At 69.1% G+C, this 16954-nt stretch carries 10 protein-coding genes and 1 pseudogene; 9 read left to right on the plus strand and 2 right to left on the minus strand.

What is annotated here, in order from left to right; all coding sequences use genetic code 11:
* Positions 1–7: 7 nt before the first annotated feature.
* Together ilvN and E4J16_RS09965 are read right to left on the minus strand one after the other, a co-directional pair.
* Positions 8–520, minus strand: coding sequence for an acetolactate synthase small subunit (gene ilvN / locus E4J16_RS09960; RefSeq protein WP_073327221.1), 513 nt, complete (start codon positions 518–520; stop codon positions 8–10).
* 4 nt (positions 521–524) lie between these two features.
* A pseudogene (locus tag E4J16_RS09965) lies at positions 525–2310 on the minus strand (acetolactate synthase large subunit).
* A 366-nt stretch (positions 2311–2676) separates the two neighbouring features.
* Here E4J16_RS09965 and E4J16_RS09970 point away from each other — a divergent pair.
* From E4J16_RS09970 to E4J16_RS10010, 9 genes are all read left to right on the plus strand, one after another.
* The gene (locus E4J16_RS09970) at positions 2677–4290 is read left to right on the plus strand and encodes an aspartate:alanine exchanger family transporter (RefSeq protein WP_136313907.1); all 1614 of its coding nucleotides are present in this window, start codon (positions 2677–2679) and stop codon (positions 4288–4290) included.
* Between the two features lie 219 nt (positions 4291–4509).
* Positions 4510–6315 carry an FAD-dependent oxidoreductase gene (locus tag E4J16_RS09975; protein WP_275669543.1) on the plus strand — a complete coding sequence of 602 codons (1806 nt, stop codon included), beginning with the start codon at positions 4510–4512 and terminating at the stop codon, positions 6313–6315.
* Positions 6316–6320: 5 nt separating this feature from the next.
* On the plus strand, positions 6321–6740 hold the full coding sequence (locus E4J16_RS09980) for a metal-sensitive transcriptional regulator (RefSeq protein ID WP_136313908.1): 420 nt from the start codon (positions 6321–6323) through the stop codon (positions 6738–6740).
* Positions 6741–6806: 66 nt separating this feature from the next.
* Complete coding sequence (locus tag E4J16_RS09985; RefSeq protein WP_136313909.1) at positions 6807–6986, plus strand: hypothetical protein; 180 nt, start codon at positions 6807–6809, stop codon at positions 6984–6986.
* Positions 6987–7082: 96 nt separating this feature from the next.
* Complete coding sequence (gene fxsT, locus E4J16_RS09990; protein WP_136313910.1) at positions 7083–10013, plus strand: FxSxx-COOH system tetratricopeptide repeat protein; 2931 nt, start codon at positions 7083–7085, stop codon at positions 10011–10013.
* Positions 10014–10455: 442 nt separating this feature from the next.
* Positions 10456–11598, plus strand: coding sequence for an AAA family ATPase (locus E4J16_RS09995; protein WP_136313911.1), 1143 nt, complete (start codon positions 10456–10458; stop codon positions 11596–11598).
* A gap of 20 nt (positions 11599–11618) precedes the next feature.
* Entirely contained in the window at positions 11619–12263 is a 645-nt protein-coding gene (locus E4J16_RS10000) for a DUF4276 family protein (RefSeq protein ID WP_240038102.1), read from the plus strand.
* A gap of 110 nt (positions 12264–12373) precedes the next feature.
* Positions 12374–13771, plus strand: coding sequence for an exonuclease SbcCD subunit D (locus tag E4J16_RS15985; protein WP_136313912.1), 1398 nt, complete (start codon positions 12374–12376; stop codon positions 13769–13771).
* The gene (locus E4J16_RS10010) at positions 13771–16938 is read left to right on the plus strand and encodes an AAA family ATPase (RefSeq protein WP_136313913.1); all 3168 of its coding nucleotides are present in this window, start codon (positions 13771–13773) and stop codon (positions 16936–16938) included. Before E4J16_RS15985 ends, E4J16_RS10010 begins: the two co-directional genes overlap by 1 nt.
* Positions 16939–16954 lie beyond the last annotated feature (16 nt).

Here is a 16954-nt window from a genome sequence, read left to right on the forward strand (position 1 = left end):
TGGGTTCTCACTTCTCCTTGAGTTGATCGGTGATGGAACGGGGACCGCGCGAAATCGCGACCGCACCGGATTGGACGATCTCCTTGACCCCGTGCGGGGCCAGGGCGTCCAGGAGGGCCTTGACCTTGGACTCCGAGCCAACGGACTCGATGACGACCGAGGTCGGGGACACGTCCACGACGTGCGCCCGGAACAGGTCGACGATCTGGAGTACGGCGGTCCGGTTGGAGTCGTCAGCACGGACTTTAATCAGGTACAGCTCGCGGCCGACCGAGGTGTCCGGATCCAGCTCGACGATCTTGATGACGTTGACCAGCTTGTTCAGCTGCTTGGTCACCTGCTCCATGGCCGGGCCCTCGGCGTCGGCGATCACCGTGATACGCGAGATGTCCTCGTGCTCGGTGGGACCGACCGCCAGGGAATGAATGTTGAAGCCGCGGCGGGTGAACAGGGCCGACACGCGGGTGAGCACGCCGGGCTTGTTCTCCACCAGGACGGACAGCGTGTGCTTCTCGCTCACGGTCTCACTCCTCCTCCCACGCCGGGCTCATGCCCCGCGCGTGCTGGATCTCGTCGTTGGACACGCCCGCGGCGACCATGGGCCACACCTGGGCGTCGGCGGACACGATGAAGTCGATGACGACGGGCCGGTCATTGATGGCATTGGCCTGGGCGATGACGTCGTCGACGTCCTCGAGGCGCTCGCAGCGCAGGCCGACGGCGCCGTAGGCCTCGGCCAGCTTGGCGAAGTCAGGAATGCGCTCGGTGCCGGCACCGGTGTGCAGGTCGGTGTTGGAGTAGCGCTCCCCGTAGAACAGGGTCTGCCACTGGCGCACCATGCCCAGGGACGAGTTGTTGATGATGGCCACCTTGATGGGGATGTTGTTGAGCGTGCAGGTGGCCAGCTCCTGGTTGGTCATCTGGAAGCAGCCGTCGCCGTCGATCAGCCACACGGGCCGGTCCGGGCAGGCCTCCTTCGCGCCCATGGCCGCCGGAACGCCGTAGCCCATGGTGCCGGCGCCGGCGGAGGTGAGCCAGGAGCGGGGCTGGTTGAAGTGCAGGTAGTGGGCGGCCCACATCTGGTGCTGGCCGACGCCGGTGACCCAGATGGTGTCCTTGTCGGCCGCCTTGTCCAGGTGGGGTGATGACCTCCTGGGGCTGGAGCAGGCCATCGTCGGTGTCAGTCCAGTCGGTGGGGTAGGTGGCCCGGATGTGGGCGACCTCGGTGAGCCACTGGTCGATCTCGGTGCGCGGCTCGGCGGCGAACTGCTCGCGGCAGGCCGCGGTCAGTGCGGGGACGACGTCCTTCAGGTCGCCCACGATCGGGATGTCCGCGGTGCGGATCTTGGAGATCTCCGCCGGGTCGATGTCCACGTGGATGACGGCGGCGTGGCGGGCGAAGGTGTCCGGCTTACCGGTGACGCGGTCGTCGAAGCGGGCCCCGAGGGTGATGATCAGGTCGGCCCGCTGGAGGGAGCCGACGGCGGCTACGGTGCCGTGCATGCCGGGCATACCCAGGTTGAGCTGGTGGTCGGTGGGCAGCACGTCCAGGGCGGTCAGCGTCGTCGTGAACGGGGCGCCGACGAGCTCGACCAGCTCCTTGAGCTGCTCGACCGGGACGCCGGCGCGGCTGAGGCCGCCGCCCAGGTAGAAGACCGGCCGCTCGGCGGAGGCGATGGCCTCGGCGGCCTGGGCGATACGCCGCTGGTTGGGCCGGCCGGGCAGGCTGTAGCCGGGCAGGTCCATGCGCGGGGGCCAGTGGAACTCGGTCTCCCCCACCTGGGCGTCCTTGGTGAAGTCGAGCAGGACTGGGCCCGGGCGGCCGGTGGAGGCCAGGTGGAAGGCCTCGGCCACGCGGCTGGGGATCTCGTCGGGCGAGGTGACCAGGAATGAGTGCTTCACGAACGGCATGGTCGAGCCGACGATGTCCGCCTCCTGGAAGGCGTCGGTGCCGATGGAGGTGGAGCCGACCTGGCCGGTGATGGCGACCATGGGCACGGAGTCCATGTGGGCGTCCCCGATGGCGGTGACCAGGTTGGTGGCGCCGGGGCCGGAGGTCGCCACGCAGACGCCGACTCCCCCGGTGGCCATGGCGTAGCCCTCGGCGGCGTGCCCGGCGCCCTGCTCGTGGCGCACGAGCACGTGGCGGATCTTCTCGCTGGCCAGCAGCGGATCGTAGAAGGGGAGGATCGCACCCCCGGGCATGCCGAAGATGTCGGTAACGCCGATCTCCTCCAGGGAACGCACGAGCGCCTGGGCACCCGTCATTACTTGTCGGTCCTGGTCCGAGGAACCTCTGTCACGAACCATCGTCCGCCCTCCTATCCGTGAGATCCGAGTGTTTGCGCGATTGCCGGCCGACGCGGGGCCGGTTGGGTGGAACCGTATGCCGCCCCGCTGCCCGCCGTCGATTTCGCAGGTCGTGATCTCACATATTGGAATCACGGACGACGGCGGGGGTGCCGGGGGTGAGTCGGCGAGGCCGACGGCGGGCGGCGCCAGTGGCGGGCGAGGGGCGGCTGCCGCGAATGTCAGGTGTCTCTCGTACCGGCGCGGTCTTTGGTCCGCACGACGACGGCGCCGCGGATGCCAGAATGCAGCAGTAAAGCACTCATCGACTCGGCCGCGGCACAGGCAACGCCGTCGGCCCGGCATTATGGAAGGCGGCACCAGCCCTTGGTCATCGGACTGCTCAACGCCCTGGCCGAGAACCCGGTTCTCGTTCTGTTCCTACTGATCGGCATCGGCATGCTGGTCGGCCGCATCAAGGCCGGCGGCGTCAGCCTGGGGGCGGCGGCCGTGCTCTTCGCCGGAATCGTCCTGGCGGCCTGGGGCACCGCTGAGGGGATCACCATTGAGATCCCGCCCCAGATCGGCACGCTCGGGCTGGCGGTGTTCACCTTCGCGATCGGTATCCAGTCCGGGCCGAACTTCTTCCACGTGCTGCGCACTGCGGCCGGCCCGCTCGCGATCATGCTGGCGGTGCTGGTGGTCGGCGCCGCCGCCGGCCTGGGGGTGGGCCGCTGGCTGGGGATGAGCCCCGCCATGATCGCCGGAGCCTTCGCCGGCGCCCTGACCAACACTCCCGCCCTGGCCGCCGCCGGCGGTGCGGCCACGGCCGCGGGCAACCCCGACGGCATGGCCATCGCGACGGTCGGCTACGCCGTCGCCTACCTGTACGGCGTCATCGGCATGCTGTTCTTCTGCCTGCTGGCACTGCGCTACCGCCGCTCGGACAAGGACGCCCCCTCTCCCCTGATCAACCGCACCGTGCGCGTGGAGCGTGAGGACGGCCCGCAGCTGGGCGACATCGCCGAGCGCGTGAGCGGGGAGATGAAGTTCTCCCGCCTGCGCCGCGGCGAGACCGGCCCCATCACCCGCCCGACCCTGACGGACAAGATCTACAAGGACGACCTGATCACCGTGGTCGGCACTCAGGACGCCGTCAACCAGGTGATTCGCGAGATCGGCCACTCCTCCTCCCACTCCCTGATCGAGGACCGCCGCTACCTGGACTTCCGCCGCATCACCGTCTCCGACCCGAAGCTGGCCGGGCACGCGGTGTCCGAGCTCGACGTCGACCAGAAGTTCGGGGCCACCATCTCCCGGGTGCGCCGCGGGGACGTCGACATGGTGGGCACGCCCGACCTGGTGCTGCAGCTGGGCGACCGCGTGCGCGTGGTCGCGCCGACCGGGCGCATGGCCGAGCTGTCCAAGTTCTTCGGCGACTCCGCCCACGGCCTGTCCTCCATCAACCCGGTGGCGATGGGGCTGGGCATGGCCGTGGGCATCATGATCGGTGAGTGGGCGATCCCGCTGCCCGGCGGCTCGACCTTCTCCATCGGCTCGGCCGCGGGCACGCTCATCATCGGCCTGATCTTCGGGCGCATCGGCCGTATCAAGGGGTTCGTGACGGCGATGCCCTTCACGGCGACGGCGGTGCTGTCCGAGCTGGGCCTGCTGATCTTCCTGGCGCAGGCCGGTACTCGTGCGGGCGGCCAGATCGCGAACGCCTTCACCGGTGGTGACTGGTGGAAGATCCTGATCACCGGCTTTGTGATCACCACGATTGTGGGCCTGGGCATGTACGCGTCCATGCGGTGGGTCGTGAAGATGGGCGGCACCCGCCTGTCCGGCCTGCTCGGCGGCCTGCAGACGCAGCCGGCGGTGCTGGCCTTCGCCAACGAGCGTACGGGCGCCGACCCGCGCGTGGCCCTGGGCTACGCCATGGTCTACCCCGTGGCCATGATCGTGAAGATCTTCATCGCCCAGTTCCTGGGCGGGCTGTAACCCCACTTCTTCGGGAGATACCGGGCTCCTCACAGGTACATCGTCCGCTCGGCAGAGCATCGCATCGGTCACCATCCGCGTCACCCTCTTGACGCAGATGGTGACCGATGTCGCATATGCATCCTCGCGCGAGCAATACCCCCCGGGGTATTGTTCGGGGTGCGCCGCGATGGCGCCGGGCGACCGACAGCGCCGTAGAGGCACCACCACGCGAAAGGCATGACGATGACCCCAGCCACCACCTCGCCGGATTCCGCTTCTACCCCCGAGGCCGCATCCCCTTCCGACGACGGCGCCCGCTCGAACCCCGCGAGCACCACCCCTCGCCCCTCCCGCACCGGCTCCGCGCGCCCCCGGCGACTGGTCGTCGTCGGCGGTGTCGCCGGCGGGATGAGCTGCGCCGCCCGCGCGCGCCGCCTGAGCGAGGAGGCCGAGATCATCGTCCTGGACCGCGGGCGGCACGTCTCCTTCGCCAACTGCGGCCTGCCCTACTACGTGGGCGGCGAGATCGAGGACCAGGCCGACCTGCTGGTGCAGACCCCCGAGCGGCTGCGCGCCTGGCTGAACCTGGATGTGCGCACCGGCCACGACGTGGTCGGCATTGATCCCGTGGCGCAGGAGGTGATCGTGCGAACCGCCGACGGCGTCCAGCGCCTCGGCTACGACGCCCTGGTCCTCTCCCCCGGCGCGCAGGCCACGCGCCCGCCCGTCGACGGGCTCGACTCGCCGCGCGTGGCCACTCTGCGCAGCGTCGAGGACGCCGTGGCCCTGCGCGAGTGGGCGGACGCGGGTGCCCGGTCCGCCGTCGTCCTGGGCGCGGGCTTCATCGGCGTTGAGGCGGCCGAGGTGCTGGCCAGGCGCGGTATTGCCACCACCATCGTCGAGTACGCGGAGCACGTGCTGCCGCCGTTGGAGCGGGAGCACGCCTACCCGATCACCCAGGAGCTGCGCGGGCTCGGCGTCGACGTCCGCACGGGAACCGCCGCCGAGTCCATCACCCACGGCGCCGACGCCGACGAGGTCCACCTGGCCGACGGCACGCGCGTACGGGCCGACCTGATCGTCCTGGCCACGGGGGTGCGCCCGGACACCGACGCCTTCGCCTCCTCCGGCCTGGAGCTGGAGCGCGGGGCCATCGTCGTCGACGAGCACGGCCGCACGAACCTACCGAATGTCTACGCCGTCGGCGACGCCACCGTTTCCACCGATCCGGTGACCGGGGCCCGCCGCCCCGTCCCCCTGGCGGGACCGGCTAACCGGGCGGGGCGCCTGGTGGCCGACTTCATCATGGATCCCGAGCACGCCCGCCCGATCCCCGCACCCCTGGGCACGGCCATCGTGCGCGTCGGGGGCATGACGGCGGCGATGACCGGCGCGAACCGCGCCGCTCTGGACTCCGCCGGGATCGAGTACACGACCATCCACCTGCACCCCAACCAGCACGCCGGCTACTTCCCGGGGGCCTCCCAGCTGCACCTGTCGGTCAGCTTCGCCCCGGACGGGCGGATTCTCGGCGCCCAGTGCGTGGGGCGTGACGGCGTCGACAAGCGCATCGACGTGCTGGCCACGGCCATCCGCGCCGGCCTGGGCGTCGCGGACCTGATCGACCTGGATCTGGCCTACGCCCCGCCCTTCGGCCAGGCGAAGGACCCGGTGAACCTGGTGGGAATGCTGGGCTCGAACGTGCTGGATGGAAGCGTGGAGGTGTGGGATGTGCGCGACCTGGAGCAGGTCCGCCACACCCACCTGCTGCTGGACGTGCGCACGAGCGCCGAGGTCGCCCGCGGCATGGTGCCGGGGGCACTCAATATCCCGCACACCGAGCTGCGCACCCGGATCGACGAGGTGCGGCAGGCGGCGGCCGGCCGCCCCATCGGCGTGATCTGCCAGGTGGGGGTGCGGGCGAATATCGCCCACCGGATCCTGGCGGGCAATGGCCTGAAGTCCTCGGTCCTCACCGGCGGCATGATCACCCTGCGCGCCTGGCTGGGCGACGACGCCGACTCCTACCTGGCCGGGGCGTGATCGCCGTGGCCAAGACTCAAGGTGCTGTAACTCGAGGTGCCGCCGCGCCGACGGCAGGCGCTGAGGCGACGGCGGCCCCGGGATTCGAGTGCGATCCGGAGACGAAGCGCCGCATCGTCAACCGGCTCAAGCGGGCGCGCGGCCAGCTGGACGCCGTCATCGACGCCGCCGAGCGTGAGGCCTCTTGCAAGGAGATCGTCACGCAGCTGTCGGCGGTGACGCACGCGCTGAACCGGGCCGGGTTCGTCATCGTCGCCACCGCCATGCAGGCCTGCGCCGACGGCGAGCGTACGGCGGCGGCCGAGCGGGACGGTGGGGACGGCGTCAGCGAGGCCGACGGGACCGGAGCTTCGTCGGACGGGGCCTCCCGGCCGGGGGCGCTGACCATGGACGAGCTGGAGAAGATCTTCCTGTCCCTGGTCTGAGCGCCACCCGGGCGCGATCTCCCCTTTTCTTTCATCACCCGATCACCACAACGAGAGGAGAACATCATGTGTCGCAAGGTGACGTGCAAGCAGTGCGGCAAGCCCACCTGGGCCGGCTGCGGGCAGCACATTGAGCAGGCGCTGGCGGGCGTGCCCAAGTCGCAGCGCTGCCAGGGCCACGACGACGAGCCCGCCTCATCTGCTGCGCCGTCAGGCTTCCTGCGGGGGCTCTTCGGGAGGAAGTAGCGCCGCAGCCAGCGCCCTGCCGACGCCTGCGACGCTGTTTCTCAGGCGTGACCTGGGGCGTCTCCGCGGGTTGGTCTTCCGCCCTACAGTCATGTCATGGCTGAGCTCCCTTCCCTGCTGCCGGTCGCGAAGAGCGCGACCAGCCTGCTGTTGCTAGGTGCCGACTTCGTTTCGGGCCCGTCCTTTGCGGGTGCGGCAGCGGTTGTCGGCGAGGCCGCGACGTGGTGGGATCGTCTGCACGCGCTCAAGGGCCGGGATCAGGAGCAGGAGGCCCTGAGCCGGCGGATCGAGGCGCGTCTGCGCTCGCAGCTAGAAGCCATGCAGCCTGCGATCCAGGCACGTGATATCTCCTCGACCGTGCTCGCCAGTGCCGTCACCGAGGTTGAAGTTCTCATTAAGGAGTTAGAGGCCGACCCGAGCATCTTTGTGGCTGCGGTACGGAACCCTGAGAGTTTCAAAGCTGGGCTGCGTCAGCGCGGCGGCGCACGCAGGGCAAACCTTGAGGAGAAGGCTGAGGAGTTCTTCGATCGCCTGGTTGACACCACCGCCGATGAGATCATCGTGTTGGCGCCGTCGTCTCCCAAGTTCCAACTCGGAGCCTTGCAAAAGCTATTGGACGGGCAGGACAGGATACTTGAAAATCAAAACCTGCTCCTCGCCAACGACCAGAAGATGCATGCGAAGATTGATTACCTCATAGCGACTGGGCAAGCATCCTCGGTATCCCAGCGCCAGGAATCGTCTCGCTTCGGCACGCGCCCGACCGTCGCCGACGGGTTTATAAAACGACCCCAATTCACTCGACTCCTAGAGTCGGTGGTCGCGCAGTCAGCTGAGCGCACGGTTCTGGTGGGTATGCGCGGATGTGGTAAGTCCCAGCTCGCAGCCGCCCTGGCGCGATACTGCGAGAAGCAGGACTGGCAGCTTGTCGCCTGGATTAATGCCCAGTCTCGCGATTCGGTGTTGGCAGGGCTATCGGAGTTGGGCCTGGCTCTGGGAGTGCCAACCGGCGAGGATTTGACCCCTGAGGTGCTTGCACAGCGTTGTCTCAACGCGCTCGCCTCAGACAAGGCCTCCGATCGTCTCGCGGTCCTGGACAATGTTGAGCGCCTTGATGATCTGCGTGACGTGGTGCCACGGGGCCAAGGACTGCGCGTGCTCGCTACCACCACCCGGCACTCCGGCTGGGACGGGCAGGGATGGGACCAGATCGACGTCACGGAGTTCGACAGGTCGGAGGCCGTCGACTTCCTGCTGCGCAGGACAGGTCAGGACGATGCAACTACTGCTGGCGAAATCGCCGAGAGACTCGGCGATCTGCCGTTGGCAATCGCTCAGGCCGCCGCCTCCATCAAATACGAGAGCTGCACCTTGGGCGAGTACCTGGTTCGCCTGAGCCAGACCAAGCTTGAGGACGCTGTGCCCAAGCTCGACGGAGACCTCTACCCCGAGGGAGTCGCCTTCGCGTTGTGGATGGCGATCGAAGGAGTGCTCGAGCGGATCGCTGCCATCTCATTGCCACGGGCAAAGATCGCCCGCGACCAGCTGGGAGCCCTGGCGCTGCTCGCCGCATCGGGAGTACCCACACGGTGGCTTTCGGCAGCCACAAACGATGCGGGCGAAGCACGCCGGGCGCTGGCCGAACTCCGCAACTCCTCGATCTGCCAAGTCTCGGATGACGGTGCCACAATCACAATTCACCGCCTACAGGGGCAGGTATTCAGAGAAACGCGCACTGAAAGCCAAAAGAAGGAGATGACGGCCGCGGCAGTCGGCACACTGACCGCAATTGACTTCGACGCGATCCCACAAAACAACACACAGGAACGTCGCCGCGAAGTACTGGACCGCGTCGCACAACTGCGAACCATCGCAGAGCAAGAGCACTCACGCGAGCTTTTTAGATATTCACGCATCAGCAACTTACTTTCCGATACGCTTAGGCGCGCCTCCGAGCTTGGGGCACCGCAGGATGCGCTGTTTCTAGAAGCAGCGGTAGACGTCCAGACGACCATCCTGGGCACAAACCACGCCGACTCACTAAGGAGCCGCAACAACCTTGCCTACGCCTACCAGGCAGCGGGCCGGACGGAGGAGGCCATCGAACTGTGCGAGCAGGTCCTGCAGGACAGCCTGCGCATCCTCGGCCCCGACCACCCCCAAACCCTGACCAGCCGCCACAACCTCGCAGGCGCCTACCAGGATACGGGCCGGACGGAGGAGGCCATCAACCTGTTCGACCAGGTCCTGCAGGACAGCCTGCGCATCCTCGGCCCCGACCACCCCCAAACCCTGACCAGCCGCCACAACCTCGCCTACGCCTACCAGGATACGGGCCGGACGGAGGACGCCATCGACCTGTACCAGCAGGTCCTGCAGGACAGCCTGCGCATCCTCGGCCCCAACCACCCCGACACCCTCACGAGCCGCCACAACCTCGCAGGCGCCTACCATGATACGGGCCGGACGGAGGACGCCATCGGCATGTTCGATCAGGTCCTGCAGGACAGCCTGCGCATCCTCGGCCCCAACCACCCCGACACCCTGACCACCCGCAACAACCTCGCCTACGCCTACCAGACAGCGGGCAAAGTGGAAGAGGCTATCGACCTGTTCGAGCGTGTGTTGGAGGCCAGCCTGCACATCCTCGGCCCCAACCACCCCCACACCCTGACCACCCGCAACAACCTCGCCTACGCCTACCAGGCAGCGGGCCGGACAGAGGACGCCATCGGCATGTTCGATCAGGTCCTACAGGACAGCCTGCGCATCCTCGGCCCCAACCACCCCGACACCCTGACCACCCGCAACAACCTCGCAGGCGCCTACCATGATACGGGCCGGACAGAGGACGCCATCGGCATGTTCGATCAGGTCCTACAGGACAGCCTGCGCATCCTCGGCCCCAACCACCCCCACACCCTGACCACCCGCAACAACCTCGCAGGCGCCTACCAGGCAGCGGGCCGGACAGAGGATGCTGCCAAGCTAACGGGTGCAGCCGATTCCGACCCCAAGGGCTCTTGAACCTCTGAGGCACCGCACAGCGCAGTGAAGTGATCGCTCCCCTGGCATGTGGAGCCTTCCAGCGGACTGGATGCACAGATCCCGTCATGCTCCATCCCTCGGTTACCTGCACGCCCATCAGGCATCGCTGGCTGCGGAGCTCCCGCTAAGCCTGCCCAACGCCCTGCCTCAGTGTGATGGCGAGGTCGCCGCCCTCGCCGTCGGGATTGGCAATAGCCCCGCTGTCGGGGTCGGGCACACGCGGCCCCTCGGAGTCGTGCACCGAGGTCATAGCCGCACCGACGCCTATCCGCCGGTCTAGGACGGTCCTCGACAGCCCCACCCTCGGTACCCCGACTACGCCGCGCGCGGGAGCCCCCAGGGATCGAGGACGATCACCTGACTCAGAGCGCCTTGTCTGCTCAGGACGCCACCTGAGGCAGTTACGCTGTAGCCTGGTGGCATGGCCGCCCAGGAGTCGCTCGGACGAATCGTCATCCAGGGGTACCGCTCGATTCGCGACCTCGACCTGGAGCTGACAAGTGACGTCACCGTCCTCATCGGCGCCAACGGGTCCGGCAAGTCCAACCTGGTCAGCGCCCTTGAGCTCATCTCCCGCGTCTGGGATGACACGTTCCAGAACTACCTCACGGACCGCGGCGGGCTCGCGCCCTCCCTCCGCGACGAGGACGGCGCCGCGCGCATCTCAATCTTCGGCGCAGCCACCCCGGGGCGTCCCATCAACGGCTACCGCGTAGCGCTCGCGCTTGACGACGACGACGCTCCCCGCGTCACAGAGGATCTCCTGTTCCAACAGCCATGGGAGCACAATCGCCCGTTCGAGGAGAGGATATCCCGACGCGACCTGCATGGAAGGGGCAAGACCGTCCCTCACGAGAGGCAGGGTAAACGTGCTATTGCCTATTACGTCGCGCCTATCGTCTCCGGATGTCGCGTATTCCACTTCGACGACGTCTCCCCCAACGCCCCTGTACGGCAGTACAGCAACACCGCAGACGATATTGCGCTTCACTCCGACGCCTCAAACATTGGCCCATTCCTGCTCAAGACTCGCGAAAATCACCCCCACCGCTACGAGCAGATCGTCTCGACCGTACGCTCCGCGGCGCCATTCTTTGAGGACTTCGTGCTGGAGCCGAACCAGAACGAGCGGCTCCGACTACGCTGGCGACAGCGTGGGCTCGACCGCGTCTTCTCCTCCCGCGAGATGAGCGACGGCACCTTGCGGTTCGTGTGCCTGGCGACTCTACTGCTGGGCCCAGATCTTCCCTCGACCGTAGTTCTGGACGAGCCCGAGCTCGGCCTGCACCCAGCAGCGATCACGCTGCTCGCGGAGATGATCCACGCCGCAGGCAGGATGGGGCATCGCGTCCTGGTAGCCACCCAGTCGGTGCCCTTGCTGTCGCACTTCGAAATCGGTGAAGTACTGGTGCTGAACCGGGTCGACGGCACCACGGTCGCCACGCGCCCCGACCCTGAACACCTCACAGGTTTTCTCGAGGAGTACTCGGTAGGAGCCCTGTGGGAGATGAACCTGCTCACAGGCCATCCGTCCTTCCACGAGCAGCCGATCGAGGTTATCTGATGACAGCTCCCAGACAAGTCATGGTGCTCGTTGAAGGACAAACCGAGAAAGACATCTTGGAGAGCGTTTTCGCCCCCATGGCGAAGTCTCGCTCGGTGTACGTTTACCCGATTCCCGTCACTACATCCCAAACGCCCAAAGGACCCAACCGGGGCGGCGGCACCTGGGGAAACTATGATCACAGCCTGCGTAACCTGCTTAAAGGCACCCACCTGAGCAGTGTCGGCCTGCTGATAGACTTCTACGGCTACCCGCGCAATGCACCCGGCTACGTTTCCAACGGCAAAGGGGAGTCGTACCGGCTGTCCTTGGAACAGGCGCTTCGAGACCACTTCGAGGACCCCAGGTTCCACCCACTCGTCGTCAAGCATGAGATCGAGGCACTGGCGCTCGCATCCATCTCCGCCGGTCATTCGACGGGAGCCTTCTCAGCAAAGGCGCTGAAGCAACTCATCAAAGACGTCGAGGCAAGCGGAGGCCCAGAGGAGGTCAACAACGGGCCGGACACGAGCCCGTCCAAGCGTATTCTCCGGGTCTGTCCCGAATACCGCAAAGTGCAACATGGCCGGGAGCTTGCAGAGTTGGCGGGTGCGGAAGAGCTTCTGAGGCAGTGCCCCACGTTCGCGGCCTGGTGGAAGAGCCTTCTCGAGGACGCGCCGTCCTGAGCCGTCGACGGTGCGCGCCGCGCACTCGCTAACCACATGCCGTACGTCCGCTGCACGCCACCCGCTAAGCACCTCGAATTCGTGTCGGAGGTCTGTGAGAGGCTGCGGGCATGCGGATCCTCCACACCTCCGACTGGCACCTCGGGCGCACCTTCCACGGCCGGGTGCTCGACGACGCCCAGGCAACCTTCGCCGACCACCTGATCGAACTGGTCGACTCCGCGCAGGTGGACGCCGTCGTCATCTCCGGAGACGTGTACGACCGCGCCATCCCGCCCACCGCCGCCGTCCGCCTGCTCGATGACACCCTGTGCCGCCTGGCCGACCGCACCCGCGTGGTGCTCACCCCCGGCAACCACGACTCCGCCCAGCGGCTCGGCTTCGCCGCCTCCCTGCTGCGCGAGGGACTGGACCTGCGTGTGCGCGTAGCGGACGTAGACCGCCCCGTCATCATCCCCGACGCCGCCGGCCGCCCCGGCCTGTACGTCTACGCCCTGCCCTACCTCGACCCGGACGCCGCCCGCGAGACCCTGCCCGGGCTGCTCTCCGAGCGCCTCGGGGAACGCACAGGCGCCCCCGCCGCTCCGCCCGAGCCCCCCTCCCCCGCCGACGCCGACTCCCTCGCCGACGCCGCAGCTTCCACCGAGCAGTCCGGCCCGACCGCGCCCACCACAGCCGACGGCCACCCGCTCCTGCCCCGCAGCCACGAGGCAGTGGTCTCCGGGGCACTGCGGCTGGTGGCCCGGGACCTGGCCTCCCGCCGCGCCGACGACGGCGAGCGGGTGCCCGCGCTGACCATGGCGCACGCCTTCGTCGTCGGCGGGCAGGCAAGCCCAGACTCCGAGCGGGACATCCGCGTCGGCGGAGTCGACTCGATCCCGGCGGGAGTGTTCGCCACGCTCGGCGGCTCGCCGCTGGCCGGAGCCTCCGGCGGGCTCGACTACGTTGCCCTCGGCCACCTCCACCGCCCCCAGGAACTGCACGCGCCCACCGCCGAAGCACACCCGTCGGGCGCGGGCACCCCCACCAACCCGCGCCTGGCCTACTCCGGCAGCCCACTGCCCTTCTCCTTCCCGGAGGCCGACGCCGCCAAGTCCTCCATACTGCTGGAACTGGGACCCAGCGGCGTCACCAGCCTGGAGCGGATCCCCACGCCCACCCCCTACCGGGCCACCACGCTACGCGGCACGCTCGAGGAGCTCCTCACCCCCGCGAACACGATCCACTGCCGCGACTGGGTGCGCGTGGAACTCACCGGCCCCATGCTCCCGGACACCATGGTGCAGCTGAAGAAACACTTCCCCAACCTGCTGGCCTTCTCCCACACCCGCCCCGAGCAGTCCGAGCGCGAAACCATCACCGTCACCCGCGCCTCGGACCCGGTGGACGTCGCCGACCGCTTCCTTGCCGAAATGCTCGGGCGCAACCCGACTCCCGCCCAGCACGCGGTCATGTCCGAGGCCTACGACGCCGCCCGCGCCCACGCCCAGTCCAAGGAGGAACGCTGATGCGACTACACCGCCTGACCATCACCGGGGTGGGTCCCTTCGCCGGCACCCAGACCATCGACTTCGACCGCTTCGCCGACTCCGGCCGCTTCCTACTGACCGGCCCCACCGGATCGGGCAAGACCACCATCATCGACGCCATCGTCTTCGCCCTCTACGGGGAGGTGGCGGACTCGGACGGCTCCTCCAAGCAGCGGATCCGCTCCACCCTGGTGGCCGGCACCGACCCCAGCGAAGTCGAGCTCGTCTTCTCCACCTCCGCCGGCGTCTACCGCATCCTGCGCACCCCCGAGTACATGCGCCCCAAACTGCGCGGAGACGGCACCACCAGGCAGAACGCATCCGTGAAGCTGTGGCGGCTGTCCGCCCCCGACGGCGCACCCGCCACCGAGCCGATCACCCGCATCGACGAGGCCGGCCAGGAGATCCGGCGAATCGTCGGCCTTGACCGCGAGCAGTTCACCCAGACCGTCATCCTGCCCCAGGGGAAGTTCGCCCAGTTCCTGCGGGCCGAGTCCAAGCAGCGCCGCCGACTACTGCGCGACGTATTCGGCACCCGCATCTTCGACGACATGCAGGAGGCGCTGCGCGTGCGCGGCCGCGCCCTGGAGCAGCAAGTGGAATCCGCCCGCCAGGCGCTGCGCGCCCGCGCCGACATCCTGGCGCCACTGCTTACCGACGCCGAGCCCGCAGCACAGCTGGAGGCCCTCGTGGCCGCCCACATGCCCGACGCCGAAGCCATCACCGCCATCGGGGCCGCTGCCGTGCGGGCCGCCACCGCGGCGGTCGAACCCGCCCAGCAGGCTCTGGACGCCGCCGCCACCGCCCACCAGGCGGCGACCGACGCCGTCAACGCCGCCACCTCCCTGCAAGAACGACTGGACCGGCGCGCCCGCCTGGTGGCCGAGCACCAGCAGCTCGAAGCCTGCGCCGCCCAGGACGCCGCCGACGCCGCCCGTGCAGAGGCCGCCCGCAGGGCCGCCACCGTCATCCCCGTGCTGGCCCGCGCGCAGGACGCCACCCGCACCGCCCACGACGCCCACCAGGACGCCGTCAAGCTCCTGGCGGACAACCGCCCCCTCGACACCGGCACCGAGGCCGACCCAGGCACCGCGGCCCCGCTCACCATCGCCGAGTACGAGCCCACCCGGGCATCGCTGGAAGGGCTCACCACCCTGATCCCGGCCACCGACGCGCCCACGCCGACCGCCCCGGACTGCCCACATGCGCGCCCCGCCCTGGACGCCCTCACCGAGGCCGCCCATGCCATCACCACCCGCAGCCATTCCCTGCGCACCCGGGCGGGGAGCCTCAGCGCCGTCGTCGAACTCGAAGACGGTATGGACGCCCGCACCCTGGAAATGGAGGCGGCACGGCAGCGCCTCGCCACCGGCCAGGCGGACACCGACGCCGCCGCCACCCAGCTGGCACAGCGACCAGCTCGGCAGGCCGAGCTGGAGGCGGCGCTCACCGCGGCGCGCGCCGCCCAGGGAAGAGTGCCCGAGCTGCGCGTGGAGCGGGCCGAGCATGCCGAACGCCTTGAGGCCGCCCGGCGCGCAGATGCGCTGACCGGCCGGATCGCCGCCGCACAGGTCGGCGTCGAGTCCGCCACCGCCGCAGCACGCGAGGCCGGCGCCCTCGTGTCGCAGCGGCGCGAGGCGTGGATCAGTGCCACGGCCGGCTCAATCGTCACCGAGCTGGCCCCTGGCCGCCCCTGCCCGGTGTGCGGCTCAACCGAGCACCCCGCACCCGCCGTCCCCGGCCAGGAGACCATCTCCCGCGCGGAGGTTCAGGCCGCCGAGGCCGCCCAGCGCCAGGCAGACACCGACCTCGCGGAGCAGGTCAAGAACCACGAGGCGCTCGTCGCCGAGCAGGCAACCGCCCGCGCCACCGCCGGGCCGGCCCCCACCACGGAACTCGACCAGGCACTGGAGGACGCGCGCCGTGAGCTCGACGCCGCACAGCAGGCCGCCGCGCCCGCAGCGGAGCTGGAGTCCCAGCTAGCCGACTTCACCCGCACCACCGAGCAGCTGCGCACCCGGCTCGAACAGCGGCGGACCGAGCTCGCCCAGGAAGGCGCCCGACTCGACTCGCAGGCAGAAGCACTCACCCGCGACCGGGAGCGCTGCCGCACCGCGCAGGGCGGCTACGAGTCCGTCGCCGCACACATGCACGCCCTGAGCGCCGCCGCCGACACCGCCGGGCGGCTAGCGGACCTACTCACCCGGGCAGCCGAGGCCACCAAGCGGGCCATGCACGCCCACACCGAGCTGGCCGAAGCCATCACGCAGGGCGGCTTCGCCTCCGCGGCCCAGGCCCAGGCCGCCTCCCTGAGCGGCCCCGAGCTCGCCGCCCTGGAGCAGAAGGTCGCCGAGGTCACCCTCCGGCGCGAACGCGTCCGGCACGGCCTGACCCAGGATGAGACCATCGCCTCCCTCACAGGCGAGGAGACCGCCGACGTGGCCGGCGCCCGCGCGCGCCTGGCCACCGCCGACTCCGCCTACCGCACCGCAATGGAGGCGCTGGAACAGGCCGGATCCCGCCGGGACCGCATCCAGGAGGCCGCCGACGGCGTCGAGCACGCCGCCACCGCCCTGGCCGCCACCGCCCAGGACTCCGCCGCGCTGTGGGAGGTGGTCGCCATCGCCTCCGGGCACAACGACGCCGCCACCCCGCTGGCCACCTGGGTGCTGCTGGAGCGCTTCAAGGAGGTGCTGGTATTCGCCAACCAGCGCCTGTCCCAGATGTCCGCGGGCCGCTACGAGCTCGTGCACGTAGACGATGAGGCCGGCACCAGGAGCCGCACCGATCGCGGGCTCGGCCTCGGCATCATCGACCACTTCTCCGGCTCCGGGATACGCGGACCCAAGACGCTGTCCGGCGGGGAGACCTTTTACGTGTCCCTGTCCCTCGCCCTGGCCCTGGCCGACGTCGTCACGGCCGAATCCGGCGGCGTGACCATGGACACGCTGTTCATCGACGAGGGCTTCGGCTCCCTGGACCCCGAGACCCTGCAGAACGTACTGGCGGAGCTGGGCCGCCTGCAGGCCGGCGGCCGCACGGTCGGCATCGTCTCCCACGTGGAGGAGCTGCGCCGGCAGGTGGCCGACCGCATCGAAGTCACCCACTCCCCCACGGGCTCCAGGCTGCGCGTCATCGCCTCCTGACCGCACCGCCGCCCGG

Source organism: Actinomyces procaprae, assembly GCF_004798665.1.
In the GTDB taxonomy this organism is placed as follows: domain Bacteria; phylum Actinomycetota; class Actinomycetes; order Actinomycetales; family Actinomycetaceae; genus Actinomyces; species Actinomyces procaprae.